This is a genomic window from Variovorax sp. GW821-FHT06D12 (genome assembly GCF_059419205.1).
In genome coordinates this window covers 298,053-322,051 of the sequence record NZ_JBWKRI010000006.1, presented here as the reverse complement: position 1 = coordinate 322,051, position 23,999 = coordinate 298,053, and the positions used below count along the sequence as shown (strand labels likewise).

At 66.9% G+C, this 23,999-nt stretch carries 26 protein-coding genes; 6 read left to right on the top strand and 20 right to left on the bottom strand.

The features are described 5' to 3' along the window. Window positions 1–38 precede the first annotated feature (38 nt). The 13 genes from AC07SQ_RS20485 to sucC all read right to left on the bottom strand — a co-directional run bounded on the left by AC07SQ_RS20485 (window position 39) and on the right by sucC (window position 12,143). Entirely contained in the window at window positions 39–530 is a 492-nt protein-coding gene (locus AC07SQ_RS20485; RefSeq protein WP_495272680.1) for a type IV pilin protein, read from the bottom strand. 26 nt (window positions 531–556) lie between these two features. Next, window positions 557–1,186 (bottom strand): PilX N-terminal domain-containing pilus assembly protein, encoded by a 630-nt coding sequence (locus AC07SQ_RS20480; RefSeq protein WP_495272679.1) that lies wholly within the window; start codon window positions 1,184–1,186, stop codon window positions 557–559. After that, the gene (locus AC07SQ_RS20475) at window positions 1,183–2,193 is read right to left on the bottom strand and encodes a PilW family protein (protein ID WP_495272678.1); all 1,011 of its coding nucleotides are present in this window, start codon (window positions 2,191–2,193) and stop codon (window positions 1,183–1,185) included. Before AC07SQ_RS20475 ends, AC07SQ_RS20480 begins: the two co-directional genes overlap by 4 nt. Then, a complete protein-coding gene (gene pilV, locus AC07SQ_RS20470) occupies window positions 2,190–2,792 on the bottom strand; it encodes a type IV pilus modification protein PilV (RefSeq protein ID WP_495272677.1) in 603 nt (200 codons plus the stop codon). Before pilV ends, AC07SQ_RS20475 begins: the two co-directional genes overlap by 4 nt. Before the next feature lie 53 nt (window positions 2,793–2,845). Further along, complete coding sequence (locus tag AC07SQ_RS20465; RefSeq protein ID WP_495272676.1) at window positions 2,846–3,505, bottom strand: GspH/FimT family pseudopilin; 660 nt, start codon at window positions 3,503–3,505, stop codon at window positions 2,846–2,848. 302 nt (window positions 3,506–3,807) lie between these two features. Further along, window positions 3,808–4,344, bottom strand: coding sequence for a pilin (locus AC07SQ_RS20460; RefSeq protein ID WP_495272675.1), 537 nt, complete (start codon window positions 4,342–4,344; stop codon window positions 3,808–3,810). Between the two features lie 202 nt (window positions 4,345–4,546). Continuing rightward, complete coding sequence (locus AC07SQ_RS20455; protein WP_307637740.1) at window positions 4,547–5,350, bottom strand: 3',5'-cyclic-nucleotide phosphodiesterase; 804 nt, start codon at window positions 5,348–5,350, stop codon at window positions 4,547–4,549. A gap of 29 nt (window positions 5,351–5,379) precedes the next feature. Further along, on the bottom strand, window positions 5,380–7,638 hold the full coding sequence (locus tag AC07SQ_RS20450) for a CHASE2 domain-containing protein (protein WP_495272674.1): 2,259 nt from the start codon (window positions 7,636–7,638) through the stop codon (window positions 5,380–5,382). Between the two features lie 72 nt (window positions 7,639–7,710). After that, window positions 7,711–8,361 carry an FHA domain-containing protein gene (locus tag AC07SQ_RS20445; RefSeq protein WP_062475325.1) on the bottom strand — a complete coding sequence of 217 codons (651 nt, stop codon included), beginning with the start codon at window positions 8,359–8,361 and terminating at the stop codon, window positions 7,711–7,713. Window positions 8,362–8,434: 73 nt separating this feature from the next. Then, entirely contained in the window at window positions 8,435–9,244 is an 810-nt protein-coding gene (locus AC07SQ_RS20440) for a Stp1/IreP family PP2C-type Ser/Thr phosphatase (RefSeq protein WP_070063289.1), read from the bottom strand. Between the two features lie 28 nt (window positions 9,245–9,272). Continuing rightward, the gene (locus AC07SQ_RS20435) at window positions 9,273–9,956 is read right to left on the bottom strand and encodes a TerC family protein (RefSeq protein WP_062475329.1); all 684 of its coding nucleotides are present in this window, start codon (window positions 9,954–9,956) and stop codon (window positions 9,273–9,275) included. A 116-nt stretch (window positions 9,957–10,072) separates the two neighbouring features. Then, window positions 10,073–10,966 carry a succinate--CoA ligase subunit alpha gene (sucD, locus tag AC07SQ_RS20430; protein ID WP_056575184.1) on the bottom strand — a complete coding sequence of 298 codons (894 nt, stop codon included), beginning with the start codon at window positions 10,964–10,966 and terminating at the stop codon, window positions 10,073–10,075. 10 nt (window positions 10,967–10,976) lie between these two features. Then, the gene (gene sucC / locus AC07SQ_RS20425; protein ID WP_062475330.1) at window positions 10,977–12,143 is read right to left on the bottom strand and encodes an ADP-forming succinate--CoA ligase subunit beta; all 1,167 of its coding nucleotides are present in this window, start codon (window positions 12,141–12,143) and stop codon (window positions 10,977–10,979) included. A 207-nt stretch (window positions 12,144–12,350) separates the two neighbouring features. Between sucC and argC the strand changes: the two genes are divergently transcribed. Continuing rightward, complete coding sequence (gene argC, locus AC07SQ_RS20420; RefSeq protein ID WP_495272673.1) at window positions 12,351–13,274, top strand: N-acetyl-gamma-glutamyl-phosphate reductase; 924 nt, start codon at window positions 12,351–12,353, stop codon at window positions 13,272–13,274. Between the two features lie 57 nt (window positions 13,275–13,331). Here the strand turns inward: argC and scpC are convergent, their stop codons facing one another. From scpC to AC07SQ_RS20405, 3 genes are all read right to left on the bottom strand, one after another. Next, complete coding sequence (scpC, locus tag AC07SQ_RS20415) at window positions 13,332–14,831, bottom strand: succinyl-CoA:acetate CoA-transferase ScpC (RefSeq protein WP_495272672.1); 1,500 nt, start codon at window positions 14,829–14,831, stop codon at window positions 13,332–13,334. Between the two features lie 68 nt (window positions 14,832–14,899). Further along, window positions 14,900–15,850, bottom strand: a complete 951-nt coding sequence (locus AC07SQ_RS20410) for a bestrophin family protein (RefSeq protein WP_495272671.1) — start codon at window positions 15,848–15,850, stop codon at window positions 14,900–14,902. Window positions 15,851–15,983: 133 nt separating this feature from the next. Beyond that, the gene (locus AC07SQ_RS20405; protein WP_495272670.1) at window positions 15,984–16,706 is read right to left on the bottom strand and encodes a hypothetical protein; all 723 of its coding nucleotides are present in this window, start codon (window positions 16,704–16,706) and stop codon (window positions 15,984–15,986) included. 114 nt (window positions 16,707–16,820) lie between these two features. On the opposite strand from AC07SQ_RS20405, the gene yiaA reads away from it, so the two are divergent. After that, window positions 16,821–17,261, top strand: a complete 441-nt coding sequence (gene yiaA, locus AC07SQ_RS20400) for an inner membrane protein YiaA (RefSeq protein ID WP_062482786.1) — start codon at window positions 16,821–16,823, stop codon at window positions 17,259–17,261. 12 nt (window positions 17,262–17,273) lie between these two features. On the opposite strand, the gene AC07SQ_RS20395 is transcribed toward yiaA, so the two are convergent. Genes AC07SQ_RS20395 through recA form a run of 3 tightly spaced genes read right to left on the bottom strand, consistent with a single transcriptional unit; the run spans window position 17,274 to window position 19,329 of the window. After that, complete coding sequence (locus AC07SQ_RS20395) at window positions 17,274–17,717, bottom strand: SRPBCC family protein (protein WP_495272669.1); 444 nt, start codon at window positions 17,715–17,717, stop codon at window positions 17,274–17,276. After that, entirely contained in the window at window positions 17,686–18,159 is a 474-nt protein-coding gene (gene recX, locus AC07SQ_RS20390) for a recombination regulator RecX (protein WP_495272668.1), read from the bottom strand. Before recX ends, AC07SQ_RS20395 begins: the two co-directional genes overlap by 32 nt. Before the next feature lie 60 nt (window positions 18,160–18,219). Beyond that, window positions 18,220–19,329, bottom strand: coding sequence for a recombinase RecA (gene recA, locus AC07SQ_RS20385; RefSeq protein WP_062482792.1), 1,110 nt, complete (start codon window positions 19,327–19,329; stop codon window positions 18,220–18,222). Between the two features lie 146 nt (window positions 19,330–19,475). Here recA and AC07SQ_RS20380 point away from each other — a divergent pair, with 146 nt between their 5' ends. Next, entirely contained in the window at window positions 19,476–19,961 is a 486-nt protein-coding gene (locus tag AC07SQ_RS20380; protein ID WP_062482795.1) for a MarR family winged helix-turn-helix transcriptional regulator, read from the top strand. Between the two features lie 62 nt (window positions 19,962–20,023). After that, window positions 20,024–20,698 (top strand): response regulator transcription factor, encoded by a 675-nt coding sequence (locus AC07SQ_RS20375; protein ID WP_056575150.1) that lies wholly within the window; start codon window positions 20,024–20,026, stop codon window positions 20,696–20,698. A 26-nt stretch (window positions 20,699–20,724) separates the two neighbouring features. On the opposite strand, the gene AC07SQ_RS20370 is transcribed toward AC07SQ_RS20375, so the two are convergent. Further along, entirely contained in the window at window positions 20,725–21,690 is a 966-nt protein-coding gene (locus AC07SQ_RS20370) for a hypothetical protein (protein ID WP_487847660.1), read from the bottom strand. A gap of 142 nt (window positions 21,691–21,832) precedes the next feature. On the opposite strand from AC07SQ_RS20370, the gene AC07SQ_RS20365 reads away from it, so the two are divergent. After that, entirely contained in the window at window positions 21,833–23,275 is a 1,443-nt protein-coding gene (locus tag AC07SQ_RS20365; RefSeq protein WP_495272667.1) for a sensor histidine kinase, read from the top strand. After that, window positions 23,272–23,997 carry a HEAT repeat domain-containing protein gene (locus tag AC07SQ_RS20360; protein ID WP_495272666.1) on the top strand — a complete coding sequence of 242 codons (726 nt, stop codon included), beginning with the start codon at window positions 23,272–23,274 and terminating at the stop codon, window positions 23,995–23,997. The genes AC07SQ_RS20365 and AC07SQ_RS20360 overlap by 4 nt, the downstream gene beginning before the upstream one ends. The last annotated feature ends 2 nt before the right edge of the window (window positions 23,998–23,999 follow it).

The following is a 23,999-nucleotide window of genomic DNA, read 5'->3' as shown; positions in this document are numbered from 1 at the left end:
GTGCTGGGGTCAGGCAAGCGGGGCAGGAGCACCTGTCGCTATTTCCAGCAGTCCGCAGCGTCGAGGCCTGTGGCTGCGTTCACTACACCTTTCACCCCTTGGCTGTTCAAGGTCAGCGTGCCGCACTTGTCTGCACTCATGCTCCCCGTGCGGGTGGCCTTGAGGGTGTAGTTGTGCGTGGTGTCGGGCGCGAACACGGCAATGGTGTAGTTGGCGGTGCCCGTCTTGGGCGAATTGCGCAGGTTCGCAGGAAGCATGCTGACGTCGCCGTTCTTCTGTTCGACTTCGCTGGCGCTTGTGCCTCCCGTGCTGGCGGTGTAGCGGTCATTGGCCGAGTAATAGCGCTGCATGAACTGCGCGGCTTCCATCAGGATGGCCTGAGCTTCAGCACGCTTGGAACGGCGCACGTACTCCTGATAGCTCGGCAACGCGACGGCCGCGAGGATGGCAACGATCGCGACGACGATCATGACTTCGATCAACGTGAAGCCGCGACGGTGCCTGCGGGAATCGAAAGATGGGTGTGTCATGGCGGGAATAGGCGGGAGCATGGGAATCAACTGCTACGCGACAGCACGGACTGCATCCACGATTCGGCGCCCCGGACGGATTTCCCGGTCGCGTCGTCGAACTTGGCGTTGTTGGCGAAGCCCCGCGCGGTGATCAGGTAACCCGTGAGCTTGGGCGTGGATGTGCTTTCGATCTTCTGGATGAGGCAGCGTGGTTCGATGTCCAACTGCGCAGAGTCGATGTCTGAGCCGGACGGTTTCTTGTTGTAGTAGTCCGCCGGAAGTTTGATCACCTTGTTGCCAGTCCAACTGGCACTCTTGCGCCACTCCGCGTCGGGATCGAACTCCGACCCGATGGTGGTGGTGATGATCCTGCCGCGCAGGCCTTGGGTGGCCGTGCCGTACTCCGTGTAATCCTTGCCGTCGCCATCGAAGATGGCCACCTGCTCGCAGAAGCGCAACGCGGTTTCTGCAGCCTCGCGAGCCACTTCAGCCGAGCGGATGCCGTTGATGCTGCGCTCGCTCTGGGTCGCATTGCGGATCGCGAAAGTGCCCAGCAGCGACAGGATCACGATCAGGATCAGGGTGATGACCAGCACTGCGCCGCGTTCTTGCCGGAAAGGGGGGTGTCCCGAGAAGCTGCACGGGCCACGATGGTTGGAGGGCATGATGCTCATTGAATGATCAGGCGGTTTCTCAGCAGCACCGTGGTGATGTAGGCTCTGCGCAGATAGCCGTCGTTGTTCGTGACGTCAACGTTGCTGCAGTTCTTGTAAGACGTCCCACCGGCGGGCACGTCCTTCACGGTCCGATCGCTGCGCATGAGCAAGCACACACGCACGCTCAACACTCGGCTCCAGCGGTCTTCAGTGAGATCGGGAAGGACACCGCTGCTGGCCAATGCGTCGACCTCGGAGGCATTCAGGTACTTGACGATCTGGTGCCGCATGGGATCGTAGGTGGAGGCCAATTCGGCGCTGGGGCGATTGGCCACACCGTAGAGGATCTGCATGTCTTCGACATTGGCCAGCAGCGGTTGCGCGGCGCCGATGGTGTTGGCCGTGGCGCCGCTTTTCTCCGATCCGCGGCAGGACAGCATGGGCTGCGTACTCGCGTCAGTCACCGAGTAGCGGTTGTCTGCCAGGGTGTAGTTTGGCGCTGCAGACGCAGGCGTCGGAGGTGGGGCCACCTGCGAGGGGGTCGCCGCGAAGATGCCGGTGCCCACGCAATTTGTCGCCAACGGCGTGCTGTCGGTCGAGGGCGTCGTGTTGTCCGTGGTGGCCTCGTACCGGATGGCGATGGCGTCGCTGCCGCCGCCCGGTTTGCACGCCAGGCTGCCAAAGGCGCCCGCAGCGGTGGCATCGGTAAAGCCACCGTCGCACCCACGCACAGCCGGGCCCGCATAGTTGCCCATTACAGTGGCACCGCTGCCTGGAATGATCTGCCGCGAGTAACCAGCTTGCTTGAGTTGCTGCTGGATCAGGTTGAGAGCGAGGATGCCGTCCTCATTCATCTGCGTTTCGACCTGGGACATCTGGCTGCCCCGACTGGATGCGACATAGATCGAGAGGCTGGACGCCAGGATCACCAGCCCGAGCGTCAGCGCGATCAGCAATTCGAGCAGGGTGAAGCCGGCGATGTGCTGCCGGTGCGCACGGGGCGAGAAGCTTGCGGTGTTTCTCATAGCGTGACCCGGAAATACATGCAGGTCAGCGAAGCCTCGGTCGTCTCGGAAATGTTGGCGCCCTTGGGACACGGCTGCGACTGACGAAAGCCATCGCCCTCCTGGATCGAGGTCCAGATCAACCAGATGTTCAGCACGCGGGTGGCTGGCAGGCCGTTCACGCCCGCCGGTGCGTCCGTCAGGTCTGCGGTGACGTAGGCGGTGCCGCCCGGCAACCGATTGGCGACGTTGGTGAGCCACTGGGACTTGTCGTAGTTCGCAATGGCCGCGCCGCAGGTATTGATGGGATTCGTGGGATTGGAGGTATCGACCTGGCAACTGGCCGGTGCCTCCGTGGGGTCGGTCGTAGCGGCCGAACGCGTGCTGGCGGTGTACGCCGTGATGTTGGCGTAGTTCGCAAATCCAGAGAGATTGGCTCGGGCGCGCTCCGTGTAGTCGGTCACCAGGCTCAAGCCGGTGGCCCGCATGCGGGAGAACTGGTTGTACTTGATGGCCGAGGACGTGAGCCCCGCCATGCCGAACAGGGCAACGGCCAGGATGACGATGGCCACCAGCACCTCGATGAGGGTGGCGCCTCGTTGTCTGTTGTGGGTTTTCATGTCCGTGAAGAGAGGGCGGGGCTGTCCATGTACGGCCGAGCTGTCGGGCGACCTCATCCCTCGTTGCTATCGCAGTCGGTCGCGTTCGCTACGTAGCGGACACGACCAGGCTTGGTGATGCAGAGGGCCTTGCGCGCCCACGGCGTGGCGCTGACGCTGCTGAAACCGGTGGCGTCGATGTCGATGCCGTTGGCAGCGCCGTTCAGCAGACCGTTGGGCATGAAGACAAAGCGCCCTGCGGTCTTGAGCTTGATGGACGCGATGCCGGAGGGCTCCACCTGACGAAGCAACAGTTCATCGCCGTTCGTCGAAGAAAAATCGTTGTTGGCGTCGCGATCGTTGTTGACGAACACGATCCAGCCGCTGGCGTAGCCCTTGGCGCCCGCGGCGGTCTCGCAGGCGGTGGCCGTGCTGGACGCTACCCGGCACACGACGACCGGGCGTCCGCGCGCAATCGCCTCGGTACGCGCAATGCGCAGCGAGCCGGTCAGGGCGTTGACGGTATTGGAAGCACGCCACTGGTTGACGAAGCGCGACATCGAGGGGGCGGCAATGCCGACCAGGATCGCCAAGATGGAGAGCGTGACCAACAGTTCGATGGCTGTCAGACCGCATTGGCGACGCGAGGGCTGAAGGCCAAGGCGTGCCGCGCACAAAAGCCCACGCGACTCGTGCTCAATAGCTTGATTGGCCGGCCGGAGAGGTTTTTGCACTTGTTTAATAATGTGTCTTTATGTGACTTTCAATGCTATGCGATGCATTCGATCAGCAAATGCCGCACATCGCGCAACAGCAACCGCTTGGCGGCATCCAGCAAACTTGAACAACGCAGATCAAGATGCCGGTTGTCTCGCTGGTCTTGGCCTGCCTGCAAAACCAGCAAGGACGGCCTTACCCCGCCATCCATAGACGCCCCGGCGCAGTTCTCAAACCGCGTAAAGCGCCGCGCTCAAAGACCGCGCCGCGCAGACGCAAAAAAGCCGCCCGAGGGCGGCTTTTCAAGAGGACTCAGAGCTTAGCGGCACGAACCAGGAGCGTACTTGGCAGCAGCGCCGTACGAAGTGCACTTCCACTCATACACTTGAGTGCCTTGGCCGCCGTTGGCAGCGCTCAAGGCATACGCAGTCGAAACGGGGGCAGCAGCCGTGCCAGTGTTGCGGTAGGGCGTCAGCTTGAGGTAGTCAGCGTTGGCCACAAAAGCCGTTGCTTGGCCCAGATTGGTGAGGTGCGGAACAACAGTGATTTCGCCCGTCAGAGGATCGGCCACGATCGAATTAACCATCTTGGTGGGGCCCGAAGCATCGCATCCATAGGCGTTGACGTCGGCTGCGGTAAACACCTTGGCCAAATCCATGCTTTGGAGCGTTTCGCTGATGGTCGTACGGCACTGCGACGCGGCCAGAACCACTTCAGACATGCGGGCCTTGATGGTGTAGTCCTTGTACGCCGGCAGAGCGACGGCAGCCAAGATGCCGATGATCGCCACAACGATCATCAATTCGATGAGGGTGAAGCCGGCTTGTGCGCGGCGAGCGAGAGTGCGACGGTTCATTCGATTAACTCCAAGTTGGTTTGTAGAGCCCGGGAACCAGCCCGGAGCGAGGAACCTTCCGCAGCATCCGTGCCACCCGGTTCCCTCACCCTGCAGCCCTCGATCAGGCCGCCTTTGGTCACAAGTTGGTTACATGATGTGACACAACTCGCACTCAGATGCCAATTGTGTCGACAAATTTGTCATGCCCGACCGGGCCCTGTCAGAAGGTCAGCACTCCATCCGCCTTGAGCCAACGGATGTCCCGCTGCGCCAACCCAGCCACCTCCCGCCCCGCCAGCATCTCGATCTGGCTCATGATTTCTTCGGTCTCTGCGGGCTTGGTGTGGGTGATGTAGATCGGGTACTGCTTGCCCGGATCGATGTGCGCCAGCTCATGCGCCAGCGCCACCGGCGACAGGTGCAGGCTGCGTTCGGCCAAAGCCTCCTCGCGGGAGCTGAAGGCGGTCTCGATGACCAGCATCGCCACGTCGATCGCGTTGACGCGCTCCCAGAACGGGGGATTGCGTTCGGTGTCGCCGCTGAAGACCCAGTGGGCGCCGCCTTCGGCCCTTCGGATGGCGAAGCCGCAGGCCGGCACGGTGTGGACGGCCGGCAGCACTTCGATCAGCTTGGGGGCATCACTGCCCAGTTCGAGGCGTTGCCCGACCGTGATCTCATGAAAGCTCACGAACGGTGATTCGGGGCTGGGAATGCGTTCGAAATTCGGCCAGATGACGTTGTTGAACACATGCGCCCGCAGTGCGTCGATGGTGGCCGCCAGGGCATGCACGCGCAGGGGCTGGGCGCGGCGGCTGCCGACGGCGTCGAGCATCAGGGGCAGGGCGGCGATGTGGTCGAGATGCGAGTGGGTGAGCACCACGTCGTCGATGGCAGCCATCTCGTCGAGGGTGAGGTCGCCGACGCCCGTGCCGGCGTCCACGAGCAGGTCCGCATCGACCAAGAACGAGGTGGTGCGGCAGTCCTTGGCGATGGCGCCCGAGCAACCCAGCACGCGAACCTGCATTGTGGAAGACCCCTTGTATGCGTCTGTCGTCATTTGGTGTCGAACCGGGTGGCGCCGTCCCAGTCCGGGTCCTGCGGGCGAAGCGCCATCGAGGCTAAACGCTGGGCGTAGAGCTGGTAAAGGACTTTTTTCGCATCCGCGGCGAGCAGGGGAGCCAGCAAGTTCCGGCCCAGCGCCCAATCCTGGCGGCGGTAGGCGGCGAGCACCTGGCTCCAACGGTCGAGTTGCTGCCGTGTGTCCTGCGCCTCGGCCGCAGCTTCCGGCGCGAGCGGGGTGTAGATGGCGACGGCCTGGGCCTTGCCCTTGACGCGCACGCTGTCGAGTTCCTGCCAGACGAACCCGGGCGCCGCCTCGCGGGTGGCGCCGCTGGCCACGATCTCGACCCCGTAGTGTCCGCTCAGGCCCTCCAGCCGGGACGCGAGATTGACCGCGTCGCCGACCACGGTATAGCTGCGGCGCGCGGTCGAGCCCATGTCGCCGACGCTCATGAGGCCGCTGTTGAGGCCGATGCCGGCGCTGATCTCGGGGCGGCCGTTGGCGCGGTGCTGGCGGTTGATGTCGTGCACGGCGGCGGCCATGTCGATCGCCGCCTGCACGGCGAGCGCGGCGTGGCCGGGCGTGTCGATGGGCGCGCCCCAGAAGGCCATGACGCAGTCGCCCATGTATTTGTCGACGGTGCCGCGGTGCGCGCTGATCACCTCGGTCAGCCGGCTGAAGACGGTGTTCAGGAAGGCCTGCAACTCGGCCGGCGCCATCTGCTCGGACAGCCGGGTGAAGTCGCGCATGTCGCAGAACATCACGGTCATTTCCTTGCTCTCGGCGCGCATGCTGTAGCGGCCGGGGCGCACGAGCATTTCGTCGACCAGTTGCGGTGGCACGTAGGTGCCGAAAAGCCGCACCAGCCCGCGCCGCGCACGCGATTCGACGAAGTAGCCCCAGCTCATGTTGAGCGCGAAGGCCAGCGCCACCATGACGAGCGCCGACGCCAGCGGGAGCACGAGGCTGTGGCCGACGTAGAGCCAGGTGTTGAGGCCGACCAGCGCGGCGACCACGCCCGCGCCGAGCAGCACGGCGCGCGATGCCGACAGCAGCGACAGTCCGAACGCGAGCAGCAGCCCCGCCGCCAGCACGGTCAGCACTTCATAACCCGGCGCGTAGTCGGGCACGGCCAGCAGGCGCCGGTCGAGCAAGCCCGAGACGATGTTGGCGTGCACTTCGACGCCCGGGAACGCCGCGCCGACCGGGGTGGCGCGCAGGTCCTGCAGGCCGGGCGCGGTGGCGCCGAGCAGCACGATCTTGTCCTTCAACTCACCCGGCGCCAGTCGGCCCTCGAGGACGTCGGCAGCGGCCACGTAGCGGAACGACCCTGCGCGCGGCCCGCCGGGGCCGCGAAACGGCACCTGCAGGCTGGCACTCTGGTCGACCGGGATGCGCAACGACCCCAGCACCAGCGCCTGCAGGCGCGGAAAGTTGCCGTCGCCGGCCACGAGCGCCGGCCGCACGGGCGGCGAACCGTTCGCCAGCCGGTACACCGCCAGCGCCAGCGACTCGTAGTGCCCGGGCGACGCATGCTCGCCTTCGTAGCGGGCGATGAGCGGCACGCTGCGGATCACGCCGTCGTCGCTGCCGTCACCGACCAAGGTGTTCAGGAACCCCGCGACCGGCGCCGCGCGCCCCAGCACCGGCAGGCTGGCGCCAAAGCCGTTCCAGAGCGTGACGAAGGAAGCATGGGGCGGAAAGGCGTCGGGTGGCAGCACGGGCGTCGCCGGCAGCAGCCCCTTGGCGCTGGGCTGTTCGGTGCGGGTGAAGTAGTAGCCGAGCGCCACGGGCTGGCCACGCAGGGCCTGAGCCAGTGTGGCGTCGTGGTCGAGGGTGGGCGCGAGCTGGTCGATTTCGGCAGCGAGGCCCGGCACGCCGCTCAATGGCCCGGCTGCGATCTCCTTCAGGCGCCCGAGGCCCGAGCTGCGATCGGGCTCGAGAAACATCACGTCGAAGCCGAGCACGGCCACGTGCTGACGGGCCAGCAGTTCCGTCGTGAGGCTGGCGATCTTGTCGCGCGGCCAGGGCCACTGGCCCTCGCGCGCCAGGCTGGCGTCGTCGACATCGACGATCACGACCCGCGTGTCGGGCGTGCCCGGCATGGTGGCGCGCAGGCGGGCGTCGTAGATCAGGTGGTCCAGGTGCTCGATCACGCCCAGCCGCCAAACGCCGGTGGCATGGAGCAGCGCCAGCAGCACCGGCAGCAGCGTGATGGCGATGCGCGGCCAGTGCCGCCGCAATGCGCTCATGGCTGGTCAGCCTTGGACAACGGATGCCTGTCGGCAAAAAAACGGGGAGCGGAGAAGGGCGCCCGCGCCGACTCAGATCCGGACGAACTGCATGCGCGAGGCGCCGCCGAGTTCGAGCACGTCGCCTTCCTGCAGCGCGACGGCCTCGGCGCCCAGCGGGGCGCCGTTGAGCGTGACGCTGCCGACGACGGTGGCCGCCACGTAGCCCTGGCGGCGGCGGGTGACGACGGCCACGGCGACGCCGGGCTTGCCGATGGTAGTGACCACCTTCTGCAGCGGGACGTCCTGGCCTTCGTTGGTGCCCGAGAGCACGCGCAGCACGGGCACGCCCAGCTCGACCAGCGCGCCCGATTCGGTGGGTGCCGACGAGAGCGGCATCGGCGCCGAATACTCGGAGAGCGAGGCCCGCACGGAGCCGGGGCCGGCCATGAGGTTGCTGTGCGAGCGGAAATGGATGCGGCAGCCGCCGACCTCGATGACGTCGTTGTCCTGGAGCGCCTGCTTCTGGACGGCCAGCGCATTGACGTAGGTGCCGTTGGTGCTGTTGAGATCTTCAATTTCGACTTCGCCACCGCTCATGTGCAGCACGGCATGCTCGCCGCTGACGGCGAGATTGTCGATCACGATGTCGTTGTAGGCGCGCCGGCCCAACGTCGTGCGGTTCTTGGCGAGCGCCACTTGGCCGATGACGACGCCATCGACCGAAATGATCATCTTCGGCATGGCCGATTACTCCCCGTTTGCAAAGATCCAGCACCGTCAGGCGGCGCAAACGGTCCGCCGCCTGGGTTGGCTGCTACATGGCCCCGCGGGTCGCTTCGCTGACGCCCGCCTTGGCCAGAACAACTGAAATGTTATCCCGTCCGCCATTGTCGTTTGAAATTGCAACCAAAAGTGAAGCCATCTCCTTCAGCCCCAGATCACGGCTCAAAAGCGTGAAAAGCTGCGCATCCGGCACCATCTCGCTGAGCCCGTCGGAGCACAGCATGTACAGGTCGCCCGGCCTGGCGCTGTGCTCGTGCATCTCCAGCAACACCTGGGCTTCCACGCCCACGGCCCGCGTCACGAGGTTGCGGGTGGGGGAGTTCAGGGCTTCTTCGGGCGTGATGGCGCCCGCGTCGAGCTGCTGCTGGCGCAGCGAATGGTCGCGCGTGAGCTGCTCCAGCTTGTTGTTGCGCAGGCGGTAGCAGCGCGAATCGCCGATGTGGCCGACCACCACGCGCTGCGGGCGGAATGCCGCCAGCACCAGGGTCGTGCCCATGCCTCGCAGTTCTTCGTGGGTGATGCCCGCCTGGAGGATGGCGCCGTTGGCCTCGTCGGTGGCCGCCTGCAGCGCACGCCGGACCACGCGGGCGGGCGCCTGCATGCCGGCCTGGGCGAACCAGCGGCCGAAGCTCGCGTGCATCAGCGAAATGGCCATGGCACTGGCCACCTCGCCGCCCTTGTAGCCGCCCATGCCGTCGGCCAGCAGCGCCAGGCCGAGGGCCGGGTCGACATGCACCGCGTCTTCGTTGTGGGCGCGCAGGCGCCCGACATCGGTCAGCGCCGCAAACTCCCAGCTCAGCGCCGGTCGACTGGAGAAAAGGGAAACGCCAACACCTGCCATCGTTTGTCAGCGCTCGCTTTTTAAGGGGTCAGTGCGCAGCGGCGCGTGCGCGCCGTTGCAGGAAGCGGCCCAGGGCCACGACGAGCACCGCGCCGGCGATCGCGCCCACGTAGTGCATCCAGGGGTTGGCCGCCAGCGCCTCGTGCAGCGACACGTCGCTCACGATGGTCTCGCCGCCGACCCAGCCGATCAGCGCGGCGCCCAGCATGACGATGATCGGGAAGCGTTCCATGAGCTTGATCATGAGCGTGCTGCCGAAAATCACCAAGGGGATGCTGATGGCCAGACCCAACACCAGCAGCACCATGCTGCCTTGCGCGGCGGCCGCCACGGCGATCACGTTGTCCAGGCTCATCACCAGGTCGGCCAGCAGGATGGTCCGCACGGCCGCGAACATGCTGCCGTATTCCTTGGACTCGCCGTCGCCTTCGTCTTCCTCGCTGAGCAGCTGCAGGCCGATCCACAGCAGCAGGGCGCCGCCGATGATCTGCAGGTAGGGCAGCGCCAACAGCTTGGCCGCCACCACCGTCAGCACGATGCGCAGCACGACGGCCGCACCCGAGCCGAACAGCACGGCTTTTTTCTGTTGCGCGGGCGGTAGCGATCGCGCCGCCATGGCGATCACGACGGCGTTGTCGCCCGAGAGGATGATGTTGATCCAGACGATCTTGATCAGACCGATCCAGAAGTCCGTGCTTTGAAGAAGTTCCATGTCTCTGATTCCACTGTGTTGTAGTTAAAAAAGCGCCCGCAACTCAATGCGGGCGCTTTTTCATTTCTGCGTGGTAATGCGAGCGGCGGGAATGCCGCCAGCGGTGCGTGTGCTTTTTACAGCTTGCCCTTGAGCAGCTTGGCCAGCTCCGAGAAGTTGCGCGTCACGGTGAAGCCGCACTCTTCCATGATGGCGAGCTTGGCTTCGGCCGTGTCGGCACCGCCCGAGATCAGCGCGCCGGCGTGGCCCATGCGCTTGCCGGGAGGAGCGGTGACACCCGCGATGAAACCGACGACCGGCTTCTTCATGTTGTCCTTGCACCAGCGGGCTGCGTCAGCCTCGTCGGGGCCGCCGATTTCGCCGATCATGATGACGGCGTCGGTGTCCGGATCGTCATTGAAGGCCTTCATCACGTCGATGTGCTTCAGGCCGTTGATCGGGTCGCCGCCGATGCCGACTGCCGACGATTGGCCCAGGCCGATTTCCGTCAGTTGAGCCACGGCTTCGTACGTCAGTGTGCCCGAGCGCGAGACCACGCCGATGCGGCCCTTGCGGTGGATGTGGCCGGGCATGATGCCGATCTTGATTTCGTCGGGCGTGATCAGGCCGGGGCAGTTCGGGCCCAGCAGCAGGGTCTTCTTGCCGCCGGCCGCTTCCTTGGCCTTCATCTTGTTGCGCACTTCGAGCATGTCGCGAACCGGAATGCCTTCGGTGATGCAGATCGCCATGTCCAGGTCGGCTTCGACAGCTTCCCAGATGGCGGCCGCGGCGCCTGCCGGCGGCACGTAGATCACCGACACGGTGGCGCCGGTCTGCGTGGCGGCTTCCTTCACCGAACCGAAGATCGGGATGTTGAAGATCGACTCGCCGGCCTTCTTCGGGTTCACGCCGGCCACGAAGGCGTTCTTGCCGTTCGCGTATTCCTGGCACTTCTCGGTGTGGAACTGGCCGGTCTTGCCGGTGATGCCTTGCGTGATGACTTTGGTGTCTTTGTTGATGTAGATCGACATGACTTGTTCCTTAGGCCTTCTTGACTGCTGCCACGACCTTCTGGGCCGCGTCCGCCATGGTGTCGGCGCTGATGATCGGCAGGCCCGACTCGGCCAGCAGCTTCTTGCCTTCGACTTCGTTGGTGCCCTTCATGCGCACGACCAGCGGCACTTGCAGGTTCACGGCCTTGCAGGCTGCGATCACGCCGGTGGCGATGGTGTCGCACTTCATGATGCCGCCGAAGATGTTCACGAGGATGGCTTCCACGTTCTTGTTCTTCAGCATGATCTTGAAGGCTTCCGTGACCTTCTCGGGGGTGGCACCGCCGCCCACGTCCAGGAAGTTGGCCGGCTCGCCGCCGAACAGCTTGATGGTGTCCATGGTGGCCATGGCCAGGCCGGCGCCGTTCACCAGGCAGCCGATGTTGCCGTCCAGCGAGATGTAGGCGAGGTCGAACTTCGAGGCTTCGACTTCGGCCGCGTCTTCTTCGTCCAGGTCGCGCAGGGCCACGATTTCGGGGTGGCGGAACAGCGCGTTGCTGTCGAAGTTGAACTTGGCGTCCAGGGCGACAACGTTGCCCTTGCTGTCACGGTTGAGCGGGTTGATCTCGACCAGCGAGGCGTCCGTCTCCATGTAGCAGGTGTAGAGCTTCTTCAGGATGTCGACCGTCTGGGCGGTCGAATCGGCCGGCATGCCGATGCCGTCGGCGATTTCCTTGGCTTGCGCGTCGGTCAGGCCGTCCTTGGGGTCGGCGTAGACCGTGATGATCTTCTCGGGGGTGGAATGGGCCACTTCCTCGATGTCCATGCCGCCTTCGCTCGAAGCGATGAACGCCACCTTCTGGGTGGCGCGGTCGGTCACGGCCGAAATGTAGTATTCCTTGTTGATGTCGGCGCCGTCTTCGATGTAGAGGCGACGCACCTTCTGGCCTTCAGGGCCGGTCTGGTGGGTCTTGAGCTGCATGCCGAGGATCTCGCCAGCCAGCTTCTTGACGTCTTCGATCGACTTGGCGACCTTGACGCCGCCGCCCTTGCCGCGGCCACCCGCGTGGATCTGGGCCTTGACGACCCAGACCGGGCCTCCAAGCTTCTGGGCGGCCTCGACCGCCTCCTGAACCGTATAGGCCGGGATGCCGCGCGGCACCGGCACGCCGAACTTGGCAAGGATTTCCTTGCCTTGGTACTCGTGAATCTTCATGAGGGATGTCTCTCGGAAGGAGGAGGTTGAGAACGGGAGATCGGGAGTGAGACTGTTGTTTCTGCTCTGTTGTTCGCGGGCGACGGCAGCCTGACGGCTGGGGGCGGCGAACAACCGCGGACTGTATCATGGTGCGCCGCACCAATACTTGATGCGCGGTTGCGGTCAATACGTACTTTCTTCTAGCCACCCTACGCATACTCCGATATGGCCAAGGTTTTCATCGACGGCGAAGCCGGCACCACCGGCCTGCAAATTCGCGAGCGGCTGCAGACGATGCCGCAGATCGAGCTCGTGAGCATCGCGCCCGAGCTGCGCAAGGACGTGGACGCCAAGCGCGAGCTGATGGCCGGCGTCGACCTCGTGGTGCTGTGCCTGCACGACGACGCGGCACGCGAGTCGGTCGCGCTGATCGACCAGCTCCCGGGCAAGAAGCCCAAGATCATCGACGCCTCGACCGCCCACCGCATCGCGCCGGGCTGGGTCTTCGGCTTCCCCGAACTCGTCGAAGGCCACTGGCAGGCCGTGGCCCAGGCCGACCGCGTCGGCAACCCCGGCTGCTACGCCACCGGCGCCATCGCCATGGTGCGCCCGCTGGTCGACGCGGGCCTGCTGCCGGCCGACTTCCCGGTGTCGCTGCCTTCGGTGAGCGGCTACTCCGGCGGCGGCCGGACCATGATCGAGGACTACGAGGGCGGCAAGGCGCCGCTGTTCGAGACCTACGCGCTGGGCCTGAAGCACAAGCACATCCCCGAAATCATGACCTACACCGGCCTCACGCGCCGCCCGGTCTTCATTCCGTCGGTGGGCAACTTCAAGCAGGGCATGCTGGTGCAATTGCCGCTGCACCTGGACCTGCTGCCCGGCAAGCCCAAGGCCGGCGACCTGCAGGACGCCCTGGCCGCCCACTACGCCCGGAGCAACACGCCCGAGCAGTTCGTGAAGGTGCTGCCGCCGACCGACGACGGCAAGCTCGACGCGCTGGCACTCAACGACACCAACCAGCTCGAGATCCGCGTGTTCCCGAACGAGGACCACCGCCACGCCGTGGTGATCGCGCGCCTGGACAACCTGGGCAAGGGCGCCAGCGGCGCCGCGGTGCAGAACCTCAAACTGATGCTGGCGCTCTGAGCCACGTCAAACACTGACAAGAGAAAGGCCGGCCCGCAAGGACCGGCCTTTTTGCTTTCAGTCGGCCCGCATCGTGCCCGTGTCGCGATAGCGCACGTGCCACGAAAACGCCTCTTCGAGCCGGTGCGGCGTGTGGCCGCCGCAGGTCGCCACAGCACGCGTGTAGTAATCCTGCAGCATCGCGCGGTACGGCTCGGCCGCGCAGTTGGCGATGATCGCCGCCGCCCGTTCACGTGGCGCCAGCCCGCGCAGGTCGGCCAGGCCCACCTCGGTGACCAGGATGTCGACGTCCTGCGGCGCATGGTCCACGTGCGACACCATCGGCACGATGCTCGACACCGCGCCCTGCTTGGCGACCGACTTGGTCGCGAAGATCGACAGGTAGGCGTTGCGCGCGAAGTCGCCCGAGCCGCCGATGCCGTTCATCATGTGCGTGCCCAGCACGTGGGTCGAGTTGACGTTGCCGTAGATGTCGGCCTCCAGCGCCGTGTTCAGCGCGATGATGCCCAGCCGCCGGATGATCTCCGGGTGGTTGCTCACCTCCTGCGGCCGCAGCACCAGCCGGTCCTTGTAGCGCGCCAGGTCGCCGAACACCTGGCGTGCCTTCGCGGGCGACAGCGTGATCGACGAGCCCGAGGCGAAGTCGAGCTTGCCGGCGTCGAACAGGTCGAAGGTCGAGTCCTGCAGCACCTCCGAGTACATCGTGAGGTGCTCGAACGGCCCCGCACCCAGCCCCGACATCACCGCGTTGGCCACCGTGCCGATGCCCGCCTGCAGCGGCAGCAGCCGCTCGGTGAGCCGGCCCTGCGCCACCTCGCGCTCGAAGAAGGCCACCAGGTGCGCCGCGATGGCCGCGGTCTCGGCGTCGGCCGGCAGCACGGTGGAGGTGCTGTCGGCCTTGTCGGTGATGACGATGCCCAGGATCTTCTCGGGCGGGATCTGGATGGCGCTGGTGCCGATGCGGTCGTGCGGCGCCACCAGCGGCATCGGCTCGCGCTGCGGGCGGTGCTTGGGAATGAAGATGTCGTGCAACCCTTCGAGCGCGGTCGACTGCGAGGTGTTGATCTCGACGATCACCTTGTCGGCCAGGATCGCGAAGCTCGCGCTATTGCCGATCGAGGTGCTCGGCACCAGCGCGCCGGTCTCGGTGATGGCCACGGCTTCGATGATCGCGATGTCGATCGGCGGAATCTGCCGCGTGCGCAGCATCTCGACCGTTTCCGACAGGTGGTGGTCGATGAACATCACCTCGCCGCGGTTGATCGCCTGGCGCAGCACGGTATCGACCTGGAACGGCATGCGCCGGCTGATGGCGCCGGCCTCGGTCAGCTGGCGGTCCACGTCGCCGCCGAGCGAGGCGCCGGTCATCAGCGTGATCTTCATCGGCGCGCGGCGCGCGCGGGCCGCGAGCGCCAGCGGCACGGCCTTGGCGTCGCCGGCCCGCGTGAACCCGCTCATGCCGACCACCATGCCGTCGCGGATCCATTCGGCGGCGGCCTCGGCGGTGGTGATCCTGCTGCGCAGGGCGGGCAGGCGGATGCGGTCTTCGTGCGGCATGGGGGACAAAACGTCTTTCTTTCGTCAGGCAGGGAAAAGAAAAGCCGGCACCGCGCGCGCGGCGGGTGTCAGCGCAGGAAGTAGTCGACCGGCACCAGCGGCGCCGGCGCCGGGGCGCCCACCGACTGGCACAGGTCGATCTCGAGCGTGCGGCACAGGGCCTCGAGCGGCAGGTCGTTCGACTCGGTGCCGAAGGGCTCCTCGATCTCGTCGCCGAGCGCGTCCAGGCCGAAGAAGGTGTAGGCCACGATCAGCACCACCACCGGCGTCATGAACCCGACCGAGTCCACCAGCCCGAAGGGCAGCAGGTAGCAGTACAGGTACGCCGTGCGGTGCAGCAGCAGCGTGTACGAGAAGGGAATGGGCGTGCTGAGGATGCGCTCGCACGACGCGGCCGCGGCGCTCAGCGCCGACAGCGTGCCGTCGACGCCCGCCGCCAGCGCCGGATCGATGCGCCGCGCACGCAGCGCTTCGCGCAGGTCGGCGCCCATGTGCATCAGCAGCGCATGCGGCCGGTTGGCGACCTGCGTCAGGCCCTGCCATTCCGCTTCGCACAGGAAGGGCCGGGTGTCGGCGGCGGCGTCGGTGCCGCGCAGCTGGTGGCGCAGCACATGGGCGAAGGCCGCGGCGCGCAAGGTCATGCGCACGCGCAGGTCGTCCAGGCGGCGGACGGTGTCGGCGCCGGCGTTCACCGGCGCATCGCCGTCGATGAGGCTCTGGCACTGACGCGCCAGGTTGCGCGAACGCAGGATCACCTCGCCCCAGAGCTTGCGCGCCTCCCAGAAGCGGTCGTAGGCCGCGGTGTTGCGAAAGCCCAGGAAGATCGCCAGCGGCAGGCCGAGCAGCGCGAAGGGCACGGTGCCGAGCGGGATCTTGATGGAGCCGAAGCGCCCGTGCAGCACCGTGACGACGATGGCCACGATCACGTTGAGCGTCAGCGCCGCAGCGATGCGCGGCAGGACGGAGCCCCGCCAGGACAGAAACAGCTTGAGCCCGGACGGGCGTTTCCGGACGATCATGAAAGCGGGGGGCAGGGGAGGCAGGCAGGCATGGAGGCCGCGCTCACCGCAAGGCCCGCGCGGGCGCTGATTGTCGCCGAGGCGTCAGCGCCGCAGCAGCTGCACGCCTCAAGACCAACGAAGACGGTCGGGCTCAGCGCACGAGCCACAGCCCCACGCCCAGCAGGACGGCCTGCGCCACCAGCGCGATGTAGAAGAGCTTGCGCGAGGGCGTCGCCATCTCCTGCAGCACCTCGTGGATGCGGCGCGTGAGCAGGGCGCGCAACGCGGGGTCTTCGCCCGTCGCCGGCGTCGTCGCACCGTGCGCGGCACGCTCCTGCTGCCACTCGGCCAGCATGTCGCTCAGGGGCAGGCGGCCCAGCACGAAGCCGACCACCGCGCGCACGGCCCGGCCTTCGCCGAGCACCGGCGCGAGCTGCTGGCACAGGGCGTCGGGCGAGAGCCAGTCGGCCACGCGCTGCAGGCCGCCGTGCGTGCGCGGCATGGCTTCGATGCGGCCCGCGATGGCGTCACCCAGGCGCTGCGACACGGCCTCGCCGCGCGCCGCGACCAGGTGCTGCATCGCGCGGGCGCGGCCCCGCTGCACGCCGAGCAGGAAGTACACGCCGACGAACAAAGACAGCAGCACGGCCACCAGCAACGGCGGCGACATGAGCAGCGCCAGGATGGCGCCCGCGCCACCGGCGCGCGCCGCCGGGATGCCCGGGCCCTGCAGCTGGCTCAGGTAGTAGAAGAACACGCCGCCGCCGAGAAACAGGCCGATCAGCGCGCCCTTGATGGCCGAGCCGGCGAAGGCGAAGCCGGCCTTGGCGCCGGTGCGAACGAGGGACTGCGGGTGGGCGGGTTGCGACGACATGAAGGGTTCCTCCGGTTTTTCTGGAAAGCCGCCTCCTGCGAGGCCGGTCGCTGGCGATCATGCCACCGCCTTCCCGCACCATAATCGCGCCACACAACAACGAGGAGGATCGTCATGGGAACCGTCAAGTTTCAGAAACCGACCGGCGCATTCGTCGCCGCATCCTGGGCCGCGCTGATCATCGGCGCCATCGTGTACCTGCTCGGGCTGTGGAATGCCGCGATGCAGCTCAACGAGAAGGGCTACTACTTCACCATCCTCATGTACGGCCTGTTCTCGGCCGTGTCGCTGCAAAAGACGGTGCGCGACCGGCTCGAGGGCATCTCGGTCACCGGCATCTACTTCGGCCTGTGCTGGGTCTCGCTGCTGCTGTCGGTGGGCCTCTTGGCCGTGGGCCTGTTCAACGCCTCACTGGCGGCGAGCGAGAAGGGCTTCTACGCCATGGCCTTCCTGCTGAGCCTGTTCGGCGCAGTGGCGGTGCAGAAGAACGTGCGCGACATCGCCGCGTACAAGGCCGAGAACCCGCTGGCCGACGACGTCACGGCCACCGAGTAAGCCGGGCCGGGCTCAGCCCGCCTCGAGCAGGCGGCGCAGGGCCTGCAGGTCGCACGCGATCCATCCGGCGTCGCGTGCAAAGGCCGCATCGTCCATGTGCGGCTGGCGCAGCAGCGTGAACTGCAGCTCGCACACGCCGGGCGCCACGCCGATCACGCGAAACGGCAGGTAGACCTCGGGCACGCCTTCGGGCGCCACCCAGTGGTCGAGCACGCCCAGGTCGTTGGGCGCCGCAAAGCGCATGCGGGCCTCGCCGCTTTCGGGCGTGCGCACGATCCAGTGGTCGCCGTGCGGCACCAGCGCGCTCTTGGCGAGGCCACTGGCCCAGTCGGGCAATCGCTTCGGGTCGGACGCGAGCGCATAGGCGTCGCGCCATTCGCACTGCACGCGCTGCGTGATGACGCGGGACAGGGCCGCGTCGCCTTCATTCGCCGTTGGGGTCGTCGCTTGGGTCATCGAAGTCGCTCCTGAGCACCTTGGACACGACGGCGCCCGAGAAACCGCGCGCCATCAGGAATCGCATCTGTTTCGCGCGCTCCTTCGCATCGGCGGGTGGCGCGTCGAAGCGGCGGCGCCACAGGGCCGTGGCGCGCTCGACTTCGGTCTCCTGCAAGCCGGCCACCGCTTCGGCGATGGCTTCGGGCGCGATGCCCTTGGCCTGCAGTTCCTGTTTCACGCGCAAGGCACCCGAGCGGGCCGCGCGCTGGTGCAGCACCGAGGCCACGACGCGCGGCTCGCTGATGAAGTCCTTGGCGGCCAGTTCGTCGAGCGCTTTCGCCAGCGTGCCGGGCTCTTCCTCGTGCCTGGCCAGCTTGCGCTCCAGCTCCGCGCGCGAATGCTCGCGCTGGCTCAGGAGGCGCAGTGCGCGGCCTTTGAGGGAGGGGGCGCTGAAGGCCATTCGGGGATGCTGGGTCGCTCACGCGGCCCACGCACTGCGCGAAGGCCGCCTATCTCGAACTTACTCCGCCGCCTTGTCGGCCTTCGAGGCCTTGGCGGGCTTCTCGGCCTTCTCGGGTTCGCTGCCGGCGTCGGCCGCGAGCAGCGGAATGCCCAGCGACTCGCGCACCTTGTTCTCGATCTCGCGCGACAGGTCGGGGTTCTCGCGCAGGAACTCGCGGGCGTTGTCGCGGCCCTGGCCGATCTTCTCGCCGTTGTAGGCGTACCAGGCGCCCGACTTGTCGATGATCTTGGCGTTCACGCCCATGTCGATGATCTCGCCCTCGCGGCTGATGCCTTCGCCGAACAGGATGTCGAACTCGGCCGTCTTGAACGGGGGCGACACCTTGTTCTTCACCACCTTCACCTTGGTTTCGTTGCCGATGGCCTCGTCGCCCTTCTTGATGGTGCCGATGCGGCGGATGTCTAGGCGCACCGAGGCGTAGAACTTCAGCGCATTGCCGCCGGTGGTGGTTTCGGGCGAGCCGAACATCACGCCGATCTTCATGCGGATCTGGTTGATGAAGATGACCATGCAGTTGGTCTTCTTGATCGTGGCCGTGAGCTTGCGCAGCGCCTGGCTCATCAGGCGGGCCTGGAGACCCGGCAGCGAGTCGCCCATTTCGCCTTCGATTTCGGCCTTGGGCGTGAGCGCGGCGACCGAGTCGACCACGATCAGGTCGACGGCGCCCGAGCGCACCAGCGAGTCGACGATTTCGAGCGCTTGTTCGCCGGTGTCGGGCTGGCTGATCAGCAGGTCCGACAGGTTCACGCCGAGCTTCTGGGCGTACTGCACGTCGAGCGCGTGCTCGGCGTCGACGAAGGCGCAGGTGCCGGCCTGCTTCTGCATGGAGGCGATCACCTGCAGCGTGAGCGTGGTCTTGCCCGAGGATTCCGGGCCGTAGATTTCAACGACGCGGCCACGGGGCAGGCCGCCGACGCCCAGGGCGATGTCCAGGCCCAGCGAGCCGGTGGAGACCACCTGGATGTCTTCCAGCGCCTCGCCTTCGCCCAGCCGCATGATCGTGCCCTTGCCGAACTGCTTTTCGATCTGGGCCAGCGCGGCCTGCAGGGCCTTGGCCTTTTCACTGTTGGCGACCGAGATGCTTGCGCCCTTGACGACTGCGTCCATGTGGAAATCTCCTTGAATATCAACGGTTTGTGTCGGGATTCATCCATCTGCTTTTAACCACAGGCTGGATGCTTGAACAGTAGTGTAGGGGCTCATGGCGTTTCGCAAACCCACTTTAAAGTCAGTTTGCCTTACCATCTGAAGCCATGGCCGACCCCGCCTTTCCCACCGATCCCGACGCCTGGCGCCAGACCCACCTGGGCCGCCTGCTGGGCCACGCGATGCGCCGCTTCGACGAGCGCGTGCTGGCGCTCATGGCGCACGACATCGACGTGCCGCTGGCGCTGTCGAACCTCGCGGCGCGCGCGCAGGTGAGCGCGGCGCACATCCACATCACGCGGCACCTGGCGCGCGAGGGCTCGCGCCTGACCGAGCTGGCCGAGCGCGCCGGCATGACCAAGCAGGCCATGGGCACGCTGGTCGACCAGTGCGAGGCCTGGGGGCTGGTCACGCGCGGGCCCGACCCGCTCGACGCGCGCGCGCGGCGCGTGCTCTTCACGGCCGACGGGCTGGCCTGGCTGGACGCCTTCCGCCGCGCCGTGACGCAGACCGAGCGCGAGTTCCGCGCCAGCGTGGGCGACGAGATCGCCACCGTGGTAACCATCGGACTCGAAGCCTATACAGCGGGCTAGACTCGCGTTGAGACAAATGTGAACTGCGCCGGCATGGCGCCTGAATCCGCCGGAGGTGGCTCATGCGAATACTGATTGCCGAAGACGACCAGGTGCTGGCCGATGCCCTGCTGCGCAGCCTGCGCACCTCGGGCGCGGCGGTCGATCACGTGGCCAACGGCTCGCAGGCCGACACCGCGCTCATGACCCACAGCGAGTTCGACCTGCTGATCCTCGACCTCGGGCTGCCCAGCCTGCACGGCATCGAGATCCTCAAGCGCCTGCGCGCGCGCGGCTCGCAGCTGCCGGTGCTGGTGCTCACGGCGGCCGACAGCGTGGAAGAGCGCGTCAAGGGCCTGGACCACGGCGCCGACGACTACATGGCCAAGCCCTTCAGCCTGCAGGAGCTCGAGGCGCGCGTGCGCGCCCTCACGCGGCGCGGCATGGGCGCCACCAGCAACGCGATCCGCCACGGCCCGCTGGTCTATGACCAGGCCGGCCGCGTGGCGACCATCGACGGCAAGATGATCGAGCTGTCGGCGCGCGAACTCGGCCTGCTCGAGGTGCTGCTGCAGCGCGCCGGCCGGCTGGTCAGCAAGGACCAGCTGGTGGACCGGCTGTGCGAGTGGGGCGAAGAGGTGAGCATCAACGCCATCGAGGTCTACATCCACCGCCTGCGCAAGAAGATCGAGAAGGGACCGGTGCGCATCGCGACGGTGCGCGGGCTGGGCTACTGCCTCGAGAAGATTCCCGGTTGAGCGTGCCCCGCCCGCGCGAAATGCCGTCAGGGCTGCTTGCGCAGATTGACGAGCAGCGTGGCGCCGGTGTTCGAACGGATCAGGAACATGAGGCTGCGGAAGTAGCCGTTGCTGTCGTACACGCCCGCCGGCACCAGCCCGATGATGGCCGGCCCGGCATAGCTGCCGGTGGCGGCGGGGGTGAGCTTGCAGTCGTTGGTGCTGGCCGTGGCGGCATTCACGGCCTTCAGCGTGAGGCTGTACATGTTCTTGGCCGAGCCGGGCTGCGCCAGGGCGACAGTACCCGAGAGCGTGCACTGGCCGATCTGCACGCCGCTCGTGCTGCCAGTGAACACGCCCTGGCCATCGACCTGCACCGTCACGCCCAGGCTCGGGCTGCTGTCGGTGTTGGACCACGTGCCGGTCATGCTGGCCTGCGACACCGCCAGCGCGTTCTCGATCGTGTAGGCCAGCGGGCCGACATCGGACGGCCTGCGGTTGTCGTAGGCGTAGGTGCCATCCACCGACTTCTTCGGCGTGAAGGTGCCCGAGCCCGTCACCGGATATGCGTTGGGCGGAACATACAACTCGGTGTCCGGGTTGAACGACCAGTCGAGCCCCGTGACCTTCAGCGAACCCCACATCGTGCCCCCGAGGAAGCTGCCTGCCAACGAACCGTTGGTGCCGACGAAGGCAATGCCTCGCACGCCCGCGTAGATGCCTTCGCTGTCGTTGCCCACCGCGGCGGTGGAGCCGGGCTGCGGCGCGCTCAGCGAGGGCGACGGCTCGGAGCCCGGCACAGCGGCACGGTTCTCGGCCGGTGCGGGCGCAGGCGCGGGGGCCGGGGAGGGCGCGGGGGCGGGCGCCGGAACCGGTGCGATCGGCAGCATCGGCATGCCACCACCGCCTCCGCCACCTCCACCGCCGCATGCGGTGACACCCACGCTGGCGGCCAACACGGTCGCGGCCATCCAGAGCGGCTTGGGGCAGCCGCCCACGGTCTTTTGCTTCATGATTTCTCCCTGATGTTTTTGAATTGCAGAAACTGCACGTCAAGGCTACAACCAGTCACACCTTGTCAATGAAACGTCACACCTGCGAATCGCAGTACTAGTTCACGCTCGCCCGCGTTCTTTCGCCTTGCCAGGAACTCCCTTGAAGCTCTTCCAGCGCGCCCAGCGCTCCCTGTTCGGCGAGATCCTCGACTGGATGCTCACGCCGCTGCTGCTGCTCGTGCCGGTGAGCATCGGCGTGACCTGGCTGGTGGCGCAGGGCATCGCCAACGCGCCCTTCGACCGCGCGCTGGAGCACAACGTGAAGGTGCTGGCCGAGCTGGTCACGGTGAAGCAGGGGCAGACGCACTTCGTGCTGTCGCAATCGGCGCGCGAGATCCTGCGCGCCGACGACGCCGGCCACATCTACTACCAGCTGCTCGACGGCCACGGCACGCTGCTGCACGGCGAGCGCGACCTGCCGCAGCCCAACGTGGACGACCCGCCCGGCACCAACGTGGTCCTGCTGCACAACAGCACCGTGCACGGCCGGCCGGTGCGCGTGGCCTCGCTGTGGATTCCCAGCGGCAGCGAGGACGTGCCGCCCTCGCTGCTGCAACTGGCCGAGACGCGCGAGAAGCAGGCGGTGCTCGCCACCGAGATCATCAAGGGCGTGCTGCTGCCGCAGTTCGCGATCCTGCCGCTGGCGGTGCTGCTGATCTGGCTGGCGCTGGTGCGCGGCATCAAGCCGCTGTCGGTGGTCGAGGCGCGCATCCGCGAGCGCCGTCCCGGCGACCTGAGCCCGCTCGACGAGTCCTCGGTGCCGCTCGAAGTGGTGCCGCTGGTGTCGTCGGTGAACGAGCTGCTCGACAAACTCAACGACTCCATCTTCACGCAGAAGCGCTTCCTGGCCGATGCCGCCCACCAGCTCAAGACGCCGCTGGCGGGCCTGCGCATGCAGGCCGACCTGGCGCAGCGCGAAGGCGCCAACGCCGACGAGCTCAAGCAGTCGCTCAAGCAGATCGGCCGCGCCAGCGTGCGCGCCACGCACACCGTGAACCAGTTGCTGTCGCTGGCACGCGCCGAGGGCACCAGCGCCATGACGCACTGCCAGCCCTGCGACCTCGCGCGGCTGACCATCGAGGTGGTGCGCGAGGCCGTGCCGCGCGCCATCGAAAAGCGCATCGACCTCGGTTACGACGGCGTCCAGGCCGGCGCGCCCGGCGTGATGGTCGACGGCAACCCGACGCTGCTCAAGGAGCTGGTGCGCAACCTGGTCGACAACGCGCTCAACTACACGCCCTCGACGCCCGAACGCCCCGGCGTGGTCACGGCGCGCGTGCTGGCCGACCCCTTCGGCCACGTGCAGCTGGTGCAGGTGGAAGACAACGGCCCCGGCATCGCCGAGGCCGACCGCGAGCTGGTGTTCGAGCCCTTCTACCGCGTGCTCGGCAACGAGGCCGACGGCTCCGGGCTGGGCCTGCCGATCGTGCGAGAGATCGCCAACCAGCACCGCGCACGGGTCAAGCTCGAAGACGCGCACCCCGGCAAGCATCCGCCGGGCGCGCTTTTCACCGTGCGCTTCGAGGAGGCTCCGTCGGAATGAATCCGCTCGACACGCTGCGCCAACGCTTCCTGGAAATCCGCCTCGACACCGACGTGTCGGACATGTTCGACTTCGGCGCCGATCTGCTGGAACAGGATTCAGCCGAGGCGCTCGCCTTCCACTACACGCTGCTGCACGACACCGGCATGGACAGCGAGCTCTACGACTGGCTCTGCCGCAAGTTCGGCGAGCGCGGCGACGAAGCCGAAGACCACCTGCTCGCGCAGTTCGAGCGGGAGACCGATCCAGCCATGCAGGCCACGGTGCTGCAGCTGCTCGGCGGCTTCAAGTACCGCAAGGGCCGTCGCCTGAAAGAGACCGCGGCCCTCGCGCGCGCCGCGCTCGCGTCGCCGCACGACGAGCTGCGCTGCAAGGGGCTGTGGGTGATCGGCTGGCTCGGCGGCACGACCGACATCGCCAAGGTCGTGCCGCTGCTCACGCACGATGCCGTCGCCACGAACCGCCGATGGGCCGCGAGCGCGCTGATGCAGATCGTGTTCAACCGCCGCAGCGCTGCGCCCAAGGCGCTCGAGCCCTTGCGCCAGGCGCTCGACACCGAGACCGATCCGGCCGTGCTGGGCGGCATCCTGGTCGCGGTGCAGGAGATCGCGGGCAAGAAGTTCGGCCTGAGCTCGAGTTCACACGAGCCGCCCTCCGAAGAGAAACTGCAGGCCGCCTTGGCCAAGGCGCGGCGCATGTTCGCGCGCGCGGCTGCTGCCTGATC

Bases quoted from the DNA above. Each gene is read 5' to 3' on its own strand.
- AC07SQ_RS20485 (WP_495272680.1), bottom strand. From the start codon at position 530: ATGACACACCCATCTTTCGATTCCCGCAGGCACCGTCGCGGCTTCACG.
- AC07SQ_RS20480 (WP_495272679.1), bottom strand. From the start codon at position 1,186: ATGAGCATCATGCCCTCCAACCATCGTGGCCCGTGCAGCTTCTCGGGA.
- AC07SQ_RS20475 (WP_495272678.1), bottom strand. From the start codon at position 2,193: ATGAGAAACACCGCAAGCTTCTCGCCCCGTGCGCACCGGCAGCACATC.
- pilV (WP_495272677.1), bottom strand. From the start codon at position 2,792: ATGAAAACCCACAACAGACAACGAGGCGCCACCCTCATCGAGGTGCTG.
- AC07SQ_RS20460 (WP_495272675.1), bottom strand. From the start codon at position 4,344: ATGAACCGTCGCACTCTCGCTCGCCGCGCACAAGCCGGCTTCACCCTC.
- AC07SQ_RS20455 (WP_307637740.1), bottom strand. From the start codon at position 5,350: ATGCAGGTTCGCGTGCTGGGTTGCTCGGGCGCCATCGCCAAGGACTGC.
- AC07SQ_RS20450 (WP_495272674.1), bottom strand. From the start codon at position 7,638: ATGAGCGCATTGCGGCGGCACTGGCCGCGCATCGCCATCACGCTGCTG.
- AC07SQ_RS20445 (WP_062475325.1), bottom strand. From the start codon at position 8,361: ATGCCGAAGATGATCATTTCGGTCGATGGCGTCGTCATCGGCCAAGTG.
- AC07SQ_RS20440 (WP_070063289.1), bottom strand. From the start codon at position 9,244: ATGGCAGGTGTTGGCGTTTCCCTTTTCTCCAGTCGACCGGCGCTGAGC.
- AC07SQ_RS20435 (WP_062475329.1), bottom strand. From the start codon at position 9,956: ATGGAACTTCTTCAAAGCACGGACTTCTGGATCGGTCTGATCAAGATC.
- sucD (WP_056575184.1), bottom strand. From the start codon at position 10,966: ATGTCGATCTACATCAACAAAGACACCAAAGTCATCACGCAAGGCATC.
- sucC (WP_062475330.1), bottom strand. From the start codon at position 12,143: ATGAAGATTCACGAGTACCAAGGCAAGGAAATCCTTGCCAAGTTCGGC.
- argC (WP_495272673.1), top strand. From the start codon at position 12,351: ATGGCCAAGGTTTTCATCGACGGCGAAGCCGGCACCACCGGCCTGCAA.
- scpC (WP_495272672.1), bottom strand. From the start codon at position 14,831: ATGCCGCACGAAGACCGCATCCGCCTGCCCGCCCTGCGCAGCAGGATC.
- AC07SQ_RS20410 (WP_495272671.1), bottom strand. From the start codon at position 15,850: ATGATCGTCCGGAAACGCCCGTCCGGGCTCAAGCTGTTTCTGTCCTGG.
- AC07SQ_RS20405 (WP_495272670.1), bottom strand. From the start codon at position 16,706: ATGTCGTCGCAACCCGCCCACCCGCAGTCCCTCGTTCGCACCGGCGCC.
- yiaA (WP_062482786.1), top strand. From the start codon at position 16,821: ATGGGAACCGTCAAGTTTCAGAAACCGACCGGCGCATTCGTCGCCGCA.
- AC07SQ_RS20395 (WP_495272669.1), bottom strand. From the start codon at position 17,717: ATGACCCAAGCGACGACCCCAACGGCGAATGAAGGCGACGCGGCCCTG.
- recX (WP_495272668.1), bottom strand. From the start codon at position 18,159: ATGGCCTTCAGCGCCCCCTCCCTCAAAGGCCGCGCACTGCGCCTCCTG.
- recA (WP_062482792.1), bottom strand. From the start codon at position 19,329: ATGGACGCAGTCGTCAAGGGCGCAAGCATCTCGGTCGCCAACAGTGAA.
- AC07SQ_RS20380 (WP_062482795.1), top strand. From the start codon at position 19,476: ATGGCCGACCCCGCCTTTCCCACCGATCCCGACGCCTGGCGCCAGACC.
- AC07SQ_RS20375 (WP_056575150.1), top strand. From the start codon at position 20,024: ATGCGAATACTGATTGCCGAAGACGACCAGGTGCTGGCCGATGCCCTG.
- AC07SQ_RS20370 (WP_487847660.1), bottom strand. From the start codon at position 21,690: ATGAAGCAAAAGACCGTGGGCGGCTGCCCCAAGCCGCTCTGGATGGCC.
- AC07SQ_RS20360 (WP_495272666.1), top strand. From the start codon at position 23,272: ATGAATCCGCTCGACACGCTGCGCCAACGCTTCCTGGAAATCCGCCTC.